15 protein-coding genes are annotated in these 14576 nt (G+C 37.0%); 14 read left to right on the top strand and 1 reads right to left on the bottom strand.

The genetic code is table 11. The features are described from left to right. Window positions 1–213: 213 nt before the first annotated feature. The 6 genes from JCM15579_RS17080 to JCM15579_RS17045 all read left to right on the top strand — a co-directional run bounded on the left by JCM15579_RS17080 (window position 214) and on the right by JCM15579_RS17045 (window position 4692). A complete protein-coding gene (locus tag JCM15579_RS17080) occupies window positions 214–573 on the top strand; it encodes an outer membrane protein assembly factor BamE (protein ID WP_054722014.1) in 360 nt (119 codons plus the stop codon). Window positions 574–963: 390 nt separating this feature from the next. Next, entirely contained in the window at window positions 964–1326 is a 363-nt protein-coding gene (locus tag JCM15579_RS17070; RefSeq protein ID WP_054722010.1) for a hypothetical protein, read from the top strand. Window positions 1327–2095: 769 nt separating this feature from the next. Further along, the gene (locus JCM15579_RS17060) at window positions 2096–2599 is read left to right on the top strand and encodes a histidine kinase (protein ID WP_172677462.1); all 504 of its coding nucleotides are present in this window, start codon (window positions 2096–2098) and stop codon (window positions 2597–2599) included. Then, entirely contained in the window at window positions 2596–2907 is a 312-nt protein-coding gene (locus tag JCM15579_RS17055) for a sensor histidine kinase (protein WP_054722004.1), read from the top strand. The genes JCM15579_RS17060 and JCM15579_RS17055 overlap by 4 nt, the downstream gene beginning before the upstream one ends. Next, window positions 2904–3542: a response regulator transcription factor gene (locus JCM15579_RS17050; RefSeq protein WP_054722002.1), complete on the top strand. Its 639-nt coding sequence runs from the start codon at window positions 2904–2906 to the stop codon at window positions 3540–3542. The genes JCM15579_RS17055 and JCM15579_RS17050 overlap by 4 nt, the downstream gene beginning before the upstream one ends. Window positions 3543–3663: 121 nt before the next feature. After that, window positions 3664–4692 (top strand): inorganic phosphate transporter, encoded by a 1029-nt coding sequence (locus JCM15579_RS17045; RefSeq protein WP_054721999.1) that lies wholly within the window; start codon window positions 3664–3666, stop codon window positions 4690–4692. A 54-nt stretch (window positions 4693–4746) separates the two neighbouring features. On the opposite strand, the gene truA is transcribed toward JCM15579_RS17045, so the two are convergent. Beyond that, entirely contained in the window at window positions 4747–5505 is a 759-nt protein-coding gene (gene truA, locus JCM15579_RS17040; RefSeq protein ID WP_218186214.1) for a tRNA pseudouridine(38-40) synthase TruA, read from the bottom strand. Window positions 5506–5793: 288 nt separating this feature from the next. Here truA and JCM15579_RS17035 point away from each other — a divergent pair, with 288 nt between their 5' ends. The 8 genes from JCM15579_RS17035 (at window position 5794) to JCM15579_RS17000 (ending at window position 14320) form a co-directional block, all read left to right on the top strand. After that, a complete protein-coding gene (locus JCM15579_RS17035) occupies window positions 5794–6789 on the top strand; it encodes an AAA family ATPase (protein WP_054721996.1) in 996 nt (331 codons plus the stop codon). A 56-nt stretch (window positions 6790–6845) separates the two neighbouring features. After that, entirely contained in the window at window positions 6846–7718 is an 873-nt protein-coding gene (locus tag JCM15579_RS17030; RefSeq protein WP_054721992.1) for a DUF58 domain-containing protein, read from the top strand. Window positions 7719–7737: 19 nt separating this feature from the next. Beyond that, window positions 7738–8766 carry a hypothetical protein gene (locus JCM15579_RS17025; RefSeq protein WP_054721991.1) on the top strand — a complete coding sequence of 343 codons (1029 nt, stop codon included), beginning with the start codon at window positions 7738–7740 and terminating at the stop codon, window positions 8764–8766. 11 nt (window positions 8767–8777) lie between these two features. Further along, on the top strand, window positions 8778–9770 hold the full coding sequence (locus JCM15579_RS17020; RefSeq protein WP_218186213.1) for a vWA domain-containing protein: 993 nt from the start codon (window positions 8778–8780) through the stop codon (window positions 9768–9770). Between the two features lie 35 nt (window positions 9771–9805). Then, complete coding sequence (locus JCM15579_RS17015) at window positions 9806–10843, top strand: VWA domain-containing protein (protein WP_054721990.1); 1038 nt, start codon at window positions 9806–9808, stop codon at window positions 10841–10843. Between the two features lie 55 nt (window positions 10844–10898). Then, window positions 10899–11642 (top strand): tetratricopeptide repeat protein, encoded by a 744-nt coding sequence (locus JCM15579_RS17010; RefSeq protein WP_157471534.1) that lies wholly within the window; start codon window positions 10899–10901, stop codon window positions 11640–11642. Between the two features lie 107 nt (window positions 11643–11749). Continuing rightward, window positions 11750–13555, top strand: a complete 1806-nt coding sequence (locus JCM15579_RS17005; protein ID WP_054721989.1) for a BatD family protein — start codon at window positions 11750–11752, stop codon at window positions 13553–13555. A gap of 15 nt (window positions 13556–13570) precedes the next feature. Continuing rightward, entirely contained in the window at window positions 13571–14320 is a 750-nt protein-coding gene (locus JCM15579_RS17000) for a tetratricopeptide repeat protein (protein ID WP_054721987.1), read from the top strand. Window positions 14321–14576: the final 256 nt, after the last annotated feature.

The raw sequence follows: 14576 nt of genomic DNA, 5'->3' as shown, positions 1-14576 counted from the left end.
CACACGCGCTCGTATAACATAGGCGGGTAGCGGGTTTTCGAGGGTTTTCAGCTTTTAATGAGCACCTGCAAGATAGCCATTTTAGAATAGTTATAGTTAAATGTAATCCTAAAATAGCTACCTTGCCTTTTTATAAAATTTAAAACATAAATCAACTAAGGCGCCTACGTTACATAGCGCCATCCGTTGTAGGACATTTAAAATAACGTGACATTGAGCAAGAAACTTAAATATGGAATTTTGACGATTGGAATAATAATTCTAATCGGATTTGCACTTAAAGGGAGAATTTCTCATGAAAGGTTTAACTCTGACAAGTGGAAAAATTGGACAGAATCGGAAACTGAATGGTCACTTCGTTGGGATATGATGAATAGTTTGAGAAATAATTATGAACTAAAAGGAATGACGAAAACCCAAATCATTGAATTATTAGGAGAACCCGAATCTAAAACTAAAAACGAATTTGGGTATTATTTAGGATATTCAAAACGAGGAATAAATACTGGACGACTAACAATCAAATTTAATAATGACAATACGGTTATAAACTATTCAGTTTGGGATGGATAAAATGAGAAAAGTTTTTTCAGGAAAGAACATATTGATTTCGATTGGAGTAATTCTATTCGATTTATTTGTCTACTTAGTTCTTGGAATGTTACTCATGAATTACGATGACTTTTATGATGAAAGTAAAGGTGAATATTGGAGTTTAGAAAGTATGACCTTTTGGCAAAAGGCAAATTACATAGGATTAAATCTATGGCATATAATAAATGTAATCGTCATCGGATACGTGATTTATAGAGTTATAAAAATGATAAGAAAAAACGCTCTACAACAATAAATATAGGTCATTTGGCCCCCCGCTGGTGCGCGATTCTATCACGTTCCTTTTTTTTAAAGACTCGTGCCGTAGCAGAGGAACATACATCACGACTAAAACAACATTCCTTAAACATGAAAGAAAAATTTTACCAACGCAAGGGATTTATTCCAACACTAATAACAGCGATTCTGATTATTGCAATTGCCATAATCACGAAGCAATTCAAAACATTATTTGTACCCGAAAGCGGAAACCTTAAAATATTTGGTGGATTGGGAATACTACTGGCAATTGGTCTACTATTAAGATGGAAGTACGTTCGACAGATCTTAGGAGTTATTGTACTTTTAGCAACTGCCGGAGTAGGCTTTCTTGCTTTTAATGTAAACAATGAGTTTCTTCTATCTCATCTAATTCTATTAGTAAGTTTAATTGTGATCTTATATTTTTTGATTGTCTCTAAATCAGTAAAATGCTACATTGATAATGAATAAATTTCTGTCTCAAGTCAGAAATTAAATACTAAAGACCGCCCCAAGTGGTCTTTTTTTGTATCCTCACCTTTCAAACATTCATTTGTATCATGAGGTCTGTTTTTAATAATCCCCAATACCTATTTCCGCAACATTAAAAACCTGTTCCGCACACGAAGAAATGGTTTCCGCACACCGAGGTACCCTTTCCGCACAGCCAGGTACCCCTTCAGCACGCCGATTTTCTTCTTCAGCACACAAGGGGACCCCTTCCGCACACAGGGGAAGTTCTTCAGCACACAAGTTTGGTTCTTCAGCACACGAGGGAACCCCTTCCGCACACCAAATCACTACCTCCTTTGCATAAAGGAAATACTAACCTTTGTAGCGGAAATGGTAAAATACCGTTCTGAAAGATGATTTTCACGAACGGACCAATCACCTAATGTTACGGAATAACAAAAAGGCTTTGCGGAACAAGAAAACCATGTAAAAGAGTCTTACAAACTCAGGATAATTGATCTCAATGAAAACAACTTTTACACATGTCAGCCATCCAAGTATTGAAAGCTAACTGGTATAAGAAGACTTTTATATTCCAATTGAAATTATACGTTTATTCACGTAAGCCTTTCATAAATAATATCCCTAATATTGTAACATGATTTTGCATGTGGCACTTATAATATCTGTACTATTACAATTTGGGGCATTTTATATCACAATAAAATTAATCCCTAAAACAAAGTTCAACAGCTCCTGGATACTCATATCTACTGGTTTTTTGTTAATGGCGATCAGACGATGTATCGAGCTGGTTCAGCTGTGGACCGCACCTCCAAATACCGATATTTTTACGCTCGCCAACTGGATTGCTGTTTTTATTTCACTTTTAATGTTCTTTGGCGCTTTCTACATCCGAAGAATTTTTCAGCTTCAGGATCAAATTAATAAACTTCGAAAAGACAGTGAAGCCAAAATATTAAATGCCGTGATTAAAACTGAGGAGAACGAACGTCAGATTTTTGCAAAAGAGCTGCACGATGGTTTAGGTCCAATTTTATCGAGCATTAAGATGACTGTTTCTGCCATAAACAATAGCATGGTTCATCCAAAAAACGCAGAACTATTGCAAAAGGTCGACCATGCTACCGATGAAGCCATTCTTTCGATTAAAGAGCTATCGAACAAATTAAGCCCCCACATTCTTGAGCGATTCGGGTTGGAAAAGGCCATTAAAACATTCATTGAAGGCATACATCTACCGAACAGATTCAGATATCTCTTAATTTGAAATTGAATCATGCAAAGGGTGATTATAATATAGAAATCGTGATTTACAGGGTTATTGGAGAGTTAATAACCAATACAATAAAACATGCCAATGCCACTAAAATTGACATATCTCTTTTGCAATACCAACGCAAATTGCAGTTAATTTATACTGATAATGGCAAAGCTTATTCTCCTTTACAGGACAATACGGAAGGGATGGGTATCTCGAATATCAAATCGAGGGTTCGATCATTAAATGGCACTGTTCAGATGAATAATAAACAACACAGAGGTTGTTATGTGAAAATTGAAATTCCTGAAAAATGAAATCAGTACTAAAGATTGCTGTAGTCGACGATCATGAACTATTCAGAGAAGGATTAAAGTTTCTTCTTGAACAGCAAATGGAAAATTGTGAAATCAAAGAAGCTGGCAATGGAAAGGATTTAATGATACTTTTATCAGGTTGGTATGCTGATATTGTTTTAATGGATATCGAAATGCCTGTAATGAATGGAATTGAATCAAGCAAAGAGGTATGCAAGAAATACCCCAACACAAAAATCATTGCCCTTTCGATGCACGCCAATGAGAACTATTATTCGGAAATGATTAACGCGGGGGCAAAGGCTTTTCTGCTTAAAAACTCTAAATTCGAAGAGGTTCAACAAGCCATTGAAGCGGTAATCAACGACAATAGCTTTTTTTCCACTGAAATTCTCGAAAGCATCTTTAAAAACCTAAGTCATAAATACAACAACAAATCTGATCTTACCCAAAGAGAAATAGAGATTCTTTATAATATCTGTAAAGGGCTATCAAACCACGAAATTGCAAACCAATTATGCATAAGCAAGCGCACCGTTGACAAACATCGCGAAAACTTACTCTTAAAAACTCAATCAAAAAACACAGCATCTCTTGTTGTTTACGCCATCAAGCATCACATTTTCGAAGTGTAATTAATTAGCCAGGTTCAAGCTAAAATACGCACATATACCTACAACATTACGCTTAAGAACTGTTCCATTCCCAATTATCGGATGATATTTTTGTTTTCTATAAAATCAAAATATTCATTCTATGTTAATTCCATTTTTAATACCATTTGTCATTGCAATTTTTTTATCCATCACCATGGGAGGAAGTGGTACTGCTCCTGCGTTTTCGGCTGCCTACGGAGCTAATGTCATCAAAAAGAATTTAATTCCCGGTTTATTCGGCTTAATGGTATTTCTTGGTGCAATTATAGGAGGCAAAGAAACGGCTAAAACCATTGGAAAAGGTTTGCTTAGTCCCGAACTGATGAGCTTTTCGATTGTATCCATTATTTTGCTCTCAGTAGCTTTTTCATTGCTCATTGCCAATCTATTTGGAATCCCACAATCTACCAGTCAGGCAACAGTTATGGCGGTTACCGCACCTGCTTTGTATTTCGATTCCTTAAATTCAGACAAACTACTGTTTGAAATCATTCCAACATGGTTTGTTATGCCACTGCTCTCTTTTGCACTGGCATACATGGCCGGGAAATACATCTACAGGCCCATTCGAAAACGGGGTTATACCATTTCAAAAAAATTAAATAACAGCTATATTTTAAAAGGTTTGATCCTTGCAATGTCGATGTATGTTGCTTTTTCAATAGGAACAAACAATGTTGCCAATGCAGCAGGTCCCCTTTCATCCATGGCGTGTATCGAGCTTAATGTTGCAAAAAATCAATATTTACAGGTGTTAATACTTGCTACACTAATTGTAGCGCCAAGTTTTAGTATTGGCAGTTCCATATTTGGAGATAAGATTGTTCAAAATACAGGAAAGCAAATTGTTCTGTTTGGCAAAATAGAAGCTGTAATTATTGCATTCATTTCGGCCAGTCTTCTTCTTGGTGCATCCTTAATTAAAGGGATACCCACCTCTTTGGTTCAGCTTAACGTGGGAGCAATAATCGGTATTGGAGTTGCCAAACTAGGCTTTCGTAACATATTCAAAAAAACTGAAGTCGATCGTTTTTTTATCATGTGGATCATCGCTCCAATTATCGCATTCTTACTATCCCTGTTTTTCACCTATTTGATAGATCATTCCGGATTACTTCACATTCAATAAAATGTACCTGACAATTAAGCTCTCCTCATTTGAGGAGAATGATCTGCCTAGCAACTACAAATCTCTAATGGATTCGGGATAATCAATTGCAGCCAAAAACAAGCCATGACCTGGAACCGATGAACCAGCATTCGATCGGTTCTTGCTTTCGATTACCTGGCGGAAATCTTCCAGATTCATTTTCCCTCGGCCCACCTCAACCAAGGTACCTACAATGGCACGAACCATATTGCGAAGGAAACGATCGGCCTTAACGGTAAACACCAACTCATCGCCATTATCCTTCCATTCTGCCTGGTAAATTTTGCAGTTATTGGTTTTCACATCGGTGTGCAGCTTGCTAAAGCTGGTAAAATCTTCGAATTCGAACAGAATTTTAGCCGCCTCGTTCATTTTTTGCACATCCAATTCGTAAGTTAGCTTCCAGTGCGATTCCAATCGAAAAGGATTCTTCTCTTTGGTGATAAAGTAATGATAGGTTCTGGCGGTAGCATCAAAACGTGTATGTGCCTCTTCCCTCACCTGAAAAGTTTGCTTAATGGCAATATCGTGAGGCAAAAAACGATTCAAACGAAAGCTTAATTTATCGCAATCAAAAGTCACTTGCTCATCCACATCAAAATGTGCATAAAAATCACTGGCATGAACCCCTGTATCGGTTCTACCACAACCCACCACATTAATTTCACAATTTAAAATGGTAGATAGCGCCTTATTCAACACCTCCTGCACTGTAATTGCATTGGGTTGAATCTGCCATCCATGATAATTTGTGCCTTTATAGCTTAACCTGATAAAATATCGTTTGTTCAAATCGTAGAGTTTTTCTTTAATCTGGGACAAAAATAGTAAAAAGAACAAAAGTCCAACAGTTCAATAGTCGAAGAGTCTTGCAGAGCAAAAAGCATTCAGCTCCTTTATCCTTTATCCTTGGGTTTTGCGAATTGCAATTTGGGATTTAAGTCTTGAAGCATTCAAAACGTTAACACTTTTTAACGGCCTCAAACTTTTATAAAATCATCAAAAATTTATCTTTGTAGAGGTTTTTCGGGAAACCGGAACATTTTATGTCAAAATTAAAGTAAACAAATTAATATTTCTATGATCCAAACAGTTGATATCAAAGAGCTAAATGAGCGTATCCAAAGAGAAAGTTCTTTTGTGGATATGATTTCTATGGAGATGAACAAAGTTATTGTTGGACAGAAACACCTTGTTGAAAGCCTTTTAATTGGTATGCTTTCCAATGGTCACATCCTATTGGAAGGGGTTCCTGGTTTGGCAAAAACGCTTGCCATTAACACACTTTCAACTACTATCGATGCGGACTTTAGCCGTATTCAGTTTACTCCGGACCTTTTGCCTGCCGATTTATTGGGTACAATGATCTACAGCCAGAAGAAAGAGGAGTTCGTGGTGAAAAAAGGACCGATCTTTGCCAACTTCATACTTGCCGATGAGATCAACCGTGCTCCTGCAAAAGTACAGGCTGCTTTATTGGAGGCTATGCAAGAACGTCAGATTACCATTGGCGACACTACTTATAAACTGGAAGAACCATTCTTGGTAATGGCAACTCAGAACCCGATTGAGCAAGAAGGTACCTACCCGCTTCCTGAAGCACAGGTTGACCGTTTCATGCTAAAGGTTGTTATCAATTATCCTAAAAAAGAGGAAGAGCAGTTAATCATGCGTCAGAATCTTTTGAAGGCATTTCCTAAAGCATCACAAATCTTAAAGCCAGAAGATATCATTAAAGCACGCGATGTGGTTAAGGATGTTTACATGGATGAAAAGATTGAAAAATATATTGTTGATATCATTTTCGCAACTCGTTTCCCTGGTGATTACGGATTGGAAAAATACAACGAAATGATTGCATTTGGTGGATCGCCTCGTGCAAGTATCTCTTTGGCATCTGCAGCAAAAGCCTATGCATTCATCAAGCGTAGAGGATATGTAATTCCTGAAGACATTCGTGCTGTAGCTCACGATGTGTTGCGCCACAGAATTGGATTGACTTACGAAGCAGAAGCAAATAACATTACCAGCGAAAATATCATTAGCGAAATTCTAAATACTGTTGAAGTACCGTAGCAAGCAATTATCAATTAGTAATTGTTAATTAATAATTATTCATTCTTAATTGAACTATGGAGACTAGTGAATTATTAAAACGCGTAAGGCAAATTGAGATCAAAACCAGGGGTCTTTCCCGCAATATTTTTGCGGGTGAGTATCACTCTGCGTTTAAAGGTCGAGGAATGACTTTCGCTGAGGTTCGCGAATATCAGTATGGTGACGATATCCGAAACATCGACTGGAATGTTACCGCGCGCTACAACAATCCATACGTAAAGCTGTTCGAAGAGGAACGTGAGCTTACCGTAATGTTGATGATTGACGTGAGTGGTAGCCGTGAGTTTGGTACCATGTCGAAACTGAAGAAGAATCAGATTACCGAAATTGCCGCTGTTTTGGCATTCTCTGCAATCCAAAACAACGATAAAATTGGGGTGATTTTCTTTTCGGATACCATCGAGAAATTTATCCCTCCTAAAAAGGGGAAAACTCATATCCTGAGAATTATTCGTGAGTTAATCGATTTTAAACCTGAACACCGAAGTACTGATATCAGCAATGCATTGCGATATTTGACCAATGCCATTAAGAAGCGTTGTACCACTTTCGTGATATCAGACTTTATCGATGATAAGGATTATGAAAATGCTTTGACCATTGCGAACAAAAAACACGATGTGGTGGCACTTAAAATTTACGATCAACGCGAAACGGAACTTCCTTCCATTGGCTTGATTAAAATTAAAGATGCCGAAACAGGAGAATATTCCTGGGTAGATACATCGAACAAAAAAGTTCGTGAAAAATATGCCGGGTGGTGGCGCAAGCAAGAAGAAAATACCACCGAAGTTTTTAAGCGTTCGGGAGTTGATGTGGCGAACATCAGAACCGATCAGGATTACGTAAGATCACTGATCAACTTATTCCAACGCAGAGGACACTAAAATCAGGTAACTGAGAACTATGGCAAATCAAATAAAAAAACATATTAACTTCCTGACAAAGGCTTTTGCTTTTACATTGGTATTTGCTTCGGTATTATTCTCACACAATTCGTTTGCACAAAACGATGGAGGAATCAATTACGGAGTAAAACTGGATACCAATGTAATTGTAATTGGAGATCAGATTAATTTGCAATTATCGGTTGAGCAACCAAAGGAGCTTAAGATTGGCTTCCCTGTTTTTTCCGATAGCATTGTAAATGGAGTTGAAATTATTAAGCAAACTCCTCAGGATACAACTGCTCTTGACAATGGCGTAATTAAGGTGAATAAGAATTATACCATTACCTCATTCGATGGCGGAGTATACAAGTTAAAACCTTTCGAATTTCAAGTGTACGACAATGTAAATACCATTTTACGTACCGATACCTTGTTGTTAGGCGTTAAAACCATGCAAATTGATACTACAAAAGGAAATTTCGACATCGTTATGCCGATTCAAACGCCAGTATCATTTGCAGAAATTGCTCCTTGGCTATTGGGAGGATTACTGGTACTTGCACTAATTGTATTCCTAATCTGGTATTTCAGATTCCGACAGAAAGATGAACCTTTATTTGCTATATCGAAACCAATTGAACCAGCTCATGTGATTGCGCTGAAGAAATTGGATGAGATCAAACAGCAAAAGTTGTGGCAAGGAGGAAAAGTAAAACAGTTCCACTCAGATTTAACGGATACCATTAGAACTTATCTTGATGAAAGATATAACATGTCTACTCAAGAGTCGACTACTGATGAAATTCTTCAGGCAGTTAAATCGGTTGAAGTAAACAACAAGTGGCATGCGAATCTTAGAGAGATTCTTGAACGTGCCGATTTGGCCAAATTCGCCAAATTCCAGCCTCTTCCAAACGAAAACGAACAAAGTTTGAAATATGCCTACCAAATCATTGAATCAACCATTTTGGTAGAAAAGGAAGAGGAGAAAAAGAGGAAGAATCGGATCAAGAAGATAAATCTGAGGATAACAAGTAAACATTGAAACAATAGACTATGAGTTCTATAGAATTTGCAAATCCGGAATATTTCTACCTTTTGTTGCTTCTGCTGCCATTAATTACATGGTACATTCTGAAGGACAAAAATGCTCATGCAAGTATTCAGGTTTCAACTGTAAAAAGTTTTAATGCTGCTCCTAAAACTTACAAATACTATTTGCGTCATGCGCTGATTGTGTTTCGTGTTTTGGCAATAGCATTTATCGTTATAGCACTGGCTCGTCCGCAGTCGAGCAACAAATTTCAGGATACCATTACCGAAGGGATCGACATTGTAATGTCTTTGGATATTTCGAGTAGTATGTTGGCTCGTGATTTTGAACCAGATCGTCTGGAAGCTGCCAAAGATGTAGCAACACAATTTATTACAGGTCGCCCTGAGGATAAAATTGGCTTGGTTATTTTTAGTGGAGAAAGTTTTACGCAATGTCCGCTAACTACCGACCATGCAGTATTGATTAATCTGTTCAAGGATATCCAAAGTGGTATGATTGAAGATGGTACTGCCATTGGTTTGGGTTTGGCAAATGCGGTGAACCGATTAAAGGACAGTGAAGCAAAGTCGAGAGTGGTAATCCTACTTACCGATGGTGATAACAATCGAGGTGAAATTGCACCTTTAACAGCTGCTGAGCTGGCCAAATCATTTGGCATTCGTGTGTACACCATTGGGATTGGGACCAGAGGAATGGCTCCCTACCCTGTGCAAACGGCTTTTGGTATCAGCATGAGAAACATGCCGGTTAAGTTTGATGAATCTGTTCTGAAAGAAATTGCAGAAATGACTGGTGGACAATATTTCCGTGCAACAGACAACAACAAGTTAAAGGCAATTTATGCTGAAATTGATAAGCTTGAGAAAAGTAAAATTGAAGTAAAACAATACAGCACCAAAAGTGAAGAGTTCTTAATCTTTGCGATGTTTGGCGCATTGTTTTTACTGTTAGAGATTGCATTACGCAATTCAGTATTAAGGAACATTCCTTAATTGTAATTATTTGATAAACCGAAAATCATTGATAAATGGATCAGTTTCGTTTCGATCATCCTGAATTTCTATACTTATTCGTACTCATACCAATATTGGTGGTGTTGTACTGGGTAAGCCATGTAATTAAGAAAAAAGCTTTACAAAAATTTGGCGAGATGAACATCATCGCTAATTTGATGCCTTATGCATCATTTACCAGGCCTGTTTACAAATTTTCAATTTTGATATTGGCTTTAAGCTTTATCATTATTGGTGTGGCAGGTCCACAATTTGGGTCAAAGCTTCAGAAAATAAAAAGAAAAGGTGTTGAGGTAATCATTGCATTGGATGTTTCCAACTCGATGATGGCACAAGACATTCAGCCCAATCGTTTGGAGCGTGCTAAACGTGCCATTTCGAAAATGGTTGACAAACTAAACAACGATAAAGTTGGCCTGATTGTTTTCGCAGGTGAAGCCTATACTCAATTGCCAATTACAACGGATTACGCTTCAGCCAAACTGTTCTTGTCTTCCATTAGTACTGATATAGTTCCTATCCAAGGAACAGCTATTGGTTCTGCAATTTCACTGGCAACCCGAAGTTTTACTCCGGATAGCGAAGCCAGTAAAGCCATTATTGTGATTACTGACGGTGAAAACCATGAAGATGATGCAGTACAGGCCGCTAACATGGCTAAAGAAATGGGAATTGCAGTTCATACCATCGCAATGGGTTCGCCTGAGGGTGCTCCTATTCCATTGGGGGCTGGTTCCAGTGATTTCAGACGAGACGACGAAGGAAACATTGTGATTTCGAAACTGGATCAGCAAATGGTTGAGGAAATTGCAACTGCAGGAGGTGGAAAAGCAGTTATTGCGAACAACACAACCACTGGTTTAAACGTTCTATTTAAAGAAATCAACAAAATGGATAAAACAGAATTGGAAGCTAAAGTGTATACTGCTTACGATGAGAAGTTTCAGATATTTTTGGCCATCGGTTTGTTGCTTTTATTCATTGAATTCCTTGTTTTGGAACGTAAGAATCGTCATTTAAAAGACATTAATTTATTTAATCCATCGAAGTAGAACGATACAAATCCTCACTTATGAAAAAAGTATTATTGATATTCATTAGCTTGATTTGTCTTCTAAGCATGGAGCAGTAGCCCAAAAGGAAAGAAAGTTTATTCGCTCGGGGAATGAACTTTTCGAGGGAGAGAAATTTGAAAATTCGGAAGTTGAATACCGTAAAGCTTTGGATAAGAAAATCAATTCTTATGAGGCAGGATTCAATTTGGGTGATGCATTGTACAAGCAAAAAAAATACGAAGAAGCTCTAAAACAGTTCCAAACTTTGGCTGTTAATGAAAAGAATCCTGAAAAGCTAGGTCACCTGTTTCACAATATGGGAAACACACTTTTGGAAAATAAAAAGATTGATGAAAGTATTGAAGCTTATAAACAATCTTTGCGTTACAATCCAAATTCCCCGGAAACCAAATACAACCTAGAATATGCTCGCCAAATGAAAAAGAAACAGGAAGAGCAGCAGAAAAAACAAGATCAAAATAAGGATCAGAAAGATCAGGACAAAAAAGACCAGGACAAGAAGGATCAAGATAAAAAGGACCAGGATAAGAAAGATCAAGACAAAAAAGATCAGGATAAGAAGGACCAGAATAAAAATAAAGATCAACAAGACAAAGGAGATAAGGATAAAGACAAAGAAAAACAACAACAGCAACAACCTAAAATCTCGAAAGATGATGCCAAACGCTTGCTGGAAGCTTTAGAGAACGATGAGAAAAAAGTTCAGGAGAAAGTACAAAAAGCAAAAGCCCAAGCGATGAAAGCGAAAAAAACCAAAATCAAAAAGGATTGGTAATTGCTTGTTCAATATTGAACTTAAATGATGATTTATAAGTACATTTGTGCGAGATTTTTCATCAAGAAAAAATAAAACAAACACATCTGAAAAACAGAATATTACGGATGAAGAAAATATTTTTCTTACTATTAGCAACATTATTCATTACTTCTGCTTCTTTAGCAGAAGAAGTTAAATTTACAGCTACAGCACCCCGAGTGGTTGAAGTGGGCGAGCAATTTCGATTGGTTTATACGGTAAACGAAAAAGCCAAAGACATTCAGTTGCCTTCTTTATCCGGTTTTAGAGTTTTAATGGGACCTTCGACTTCTCGTAACTCCAGCTCACAATACATTAATGGGAAATGGAGTTCGTCAACTACGTATACTTACACATACGTATTATTGGCCGAAAAAGAAGGGAAATTTACTGTAAACCCAGCAAAAATTAAAGTAAAAGGCTATGACTTTAGTTCCAATTCGGTGAGTATTGAGGTGGTTAAAGCCAACGAAAAACCTCAAAACAATCAAAGCAATCAATCTTCACAGGCTGCAGCCAATAAAATTACACAGGCCAATTTGTTTGTAAAGGTTGATGTGGATCGAAAGAACGTATACATGGGTGAACATGTTGTTGCTACCATTAAGGTTTACACTCGTTTAAACATTGCTGGATTTGGCGACTCGAAATTTCCATCGTTCAACGGATTTCTGAGTCAAGAAATTCCAACATCAGGACAAATATCTCTGCAAAGAGAAAATGTGAATGGCACCATTTACAATACTGGTGTAATCCGTAAATTGATTCTGTTCCCTCAGCATACAGGAAACATTACCATAGATCCATTTGAATTGGAATGTATCATTCGTCAAAGCAGATCCAGTGGTAACAGAGGATTCTTTGATGATTTCTTTGATAACTATCAGGACATTCGAGTTCCAAGAAAAAGTAAGCCGGTTACCATTCGCGTGAAAGAGTTTCCTGCCAACAAACCAGCAAGTTTTGATGGTGCAGTTGGTAGCTTTAGAATGTCAGCAACTATTGACAAAGACTCTCTTCAAGCTAATGATGCGATCACCCTAAAAGTTAATATTTCGGGGAATGGTAACTTGAAACTAATTAATCCGCCGGAATTTGATTTTCCTGCAGATTTTGAGGTTTATGATCCTAAAACCAATCAGGATTTAAAGAGCACTGCAAAAGGAATGACCGGTTCAACAACCTTTGAGTATTTGATTATTCCTCGTCATGCCGGGGATTATGAAATTCCTCCTGTAGACTTTAGTTTCTTTGATCCAAAAGCAGGAATTTACCGTACACGATCAACTCCAAAATTCAATATCAAAGTTGGAAAAGGTAGTGGTGATGCGACCAGTGCAGTTATCAGCTCTTTCTCAAAAGAAGATGTGAAATTTATTGGTAAAGACATCCGTTTTATCAAAACCAACGATTTTGTACCGAGATTGAAAGGTGAGGTATTTTTTGGTACAACCAATTTCTATCTTGCCTACCTGATTCCATTTTTGGTATTCATTCTTGCCTTTGTTTTCAACAGAAAACGAATTAAGGAGAATGCTGACCTTGCTCGTGTTAAAAACAAACGTGCCAACAGAGTTGCCATGAAGAGATTAAAAGCTGCTTCGACAAGTCTAAAAGCGCAGAAGAAAGAAGAATTCTACGATGAAATATTAAAAGCTCTTTGGGGTTATACTTCAGATAAGTTGAACCTTCCATTGGCTGATTTGAACAAGGAAAACATTACTGAAATTCTACAAGGAAAGAATGTGGATGATGAACTGATTCAAGACTTTCTGAACATTTTGAATACATGTGAGTTCGCACGCTACGCTCCTTCTACAGGATCTTCTGAAATGGATGAATTGTACAAGAAAACAATGGATACCATAACCAAATTAGAAAAGAGCATCTAGTAAAATCGAATAGAAATGAAGAAATTATTATATATCCTTATTGCTTTGCTATTTGTTTCTGCTGCTCAGGCACAGGATACTCCTATTCGTGAAGCAAACGATTTTTACCAAAAAGGTGAGTATGAAAAGGCTATTAAATCATATGAGTTCGTATTGGAAACCCATATCGAAGCTCCAGAGATTTACTTTAATCTTGCCAATTCATATTACAAAACAGGACAAATAGCTCCTGCAATTTTAAACTATGAGCGAGCTAAACTTCTTGCCCCTGAAGACAAAGATGTGGAGTACAATTTAAAAATGGCTCAAGCTCATGTTTTAGACAAACTTGAAGTATTACCAGAATTATTCATTAAAAGATGGTTTTCTGGAATAAGAAATGCCTTCTCGGCAGATTTATGGTCATACCTGTCCATCGGATTGTTCTTTTTGTGTTTAGTATTTGCATGTTTCTACTTGTACAGCAATAAGGTTGGACTAAAAAAGCTAGGGTTCTTTTTCGCAGGAATCAGTTTATTACTAAGTATTCTTAGTTACTCATTTGCATCAACCAGAACCGATGAAATTACAAATCGTGAGTACGCAATCATCTTTAGTCCTAGCGTTACTATTAAAGGTTCGCCAGATGTGAGCGGTACAGAACTGTTCCTTTTACACGAAGGAACTAAGGTTAAAGTAATTGATCAGTTGGGCGATTGGAGAAACATTCAGTTAAGCGATGGAAACGAAGGCTGGCTAAAGAAAGAAGACATTGAAATGATATAGAAGTTTTCAATTTATAGTATTAGCTGTTAGTTTTACTAGCAGCTATTTTTTATAAAAATGATGAGAGAGTCATTTTTATAATTGAGTGAGACGAGCTTTTCAAATTATCATTTGATAAAAACGAAATTTCATTTTTTCGAATTATCATTTGATAAAAGACCAAAAAATTGATTTTTTGCCCAATTATCATTTAATAAAGAACTGAAAAATTGCTTTTTTGATCGATTATCATTTAATAATAGCATAAATAATTCCT

Origin of the sequence: Marinifilum fragile JCM 15579 (assembly GCF_001310955.1) — a bacterium.
Lineage (GTDB): Bacteria > Bacteroidota > Bacteroidia > Bacteroidales > Marinifilaceae > Marinifilum > Marinifilum fragile.
Note: the sequence above shows the minus strand (reverse complement) of the source record. Positions and strands in the feature narration are given on the sequence as shown.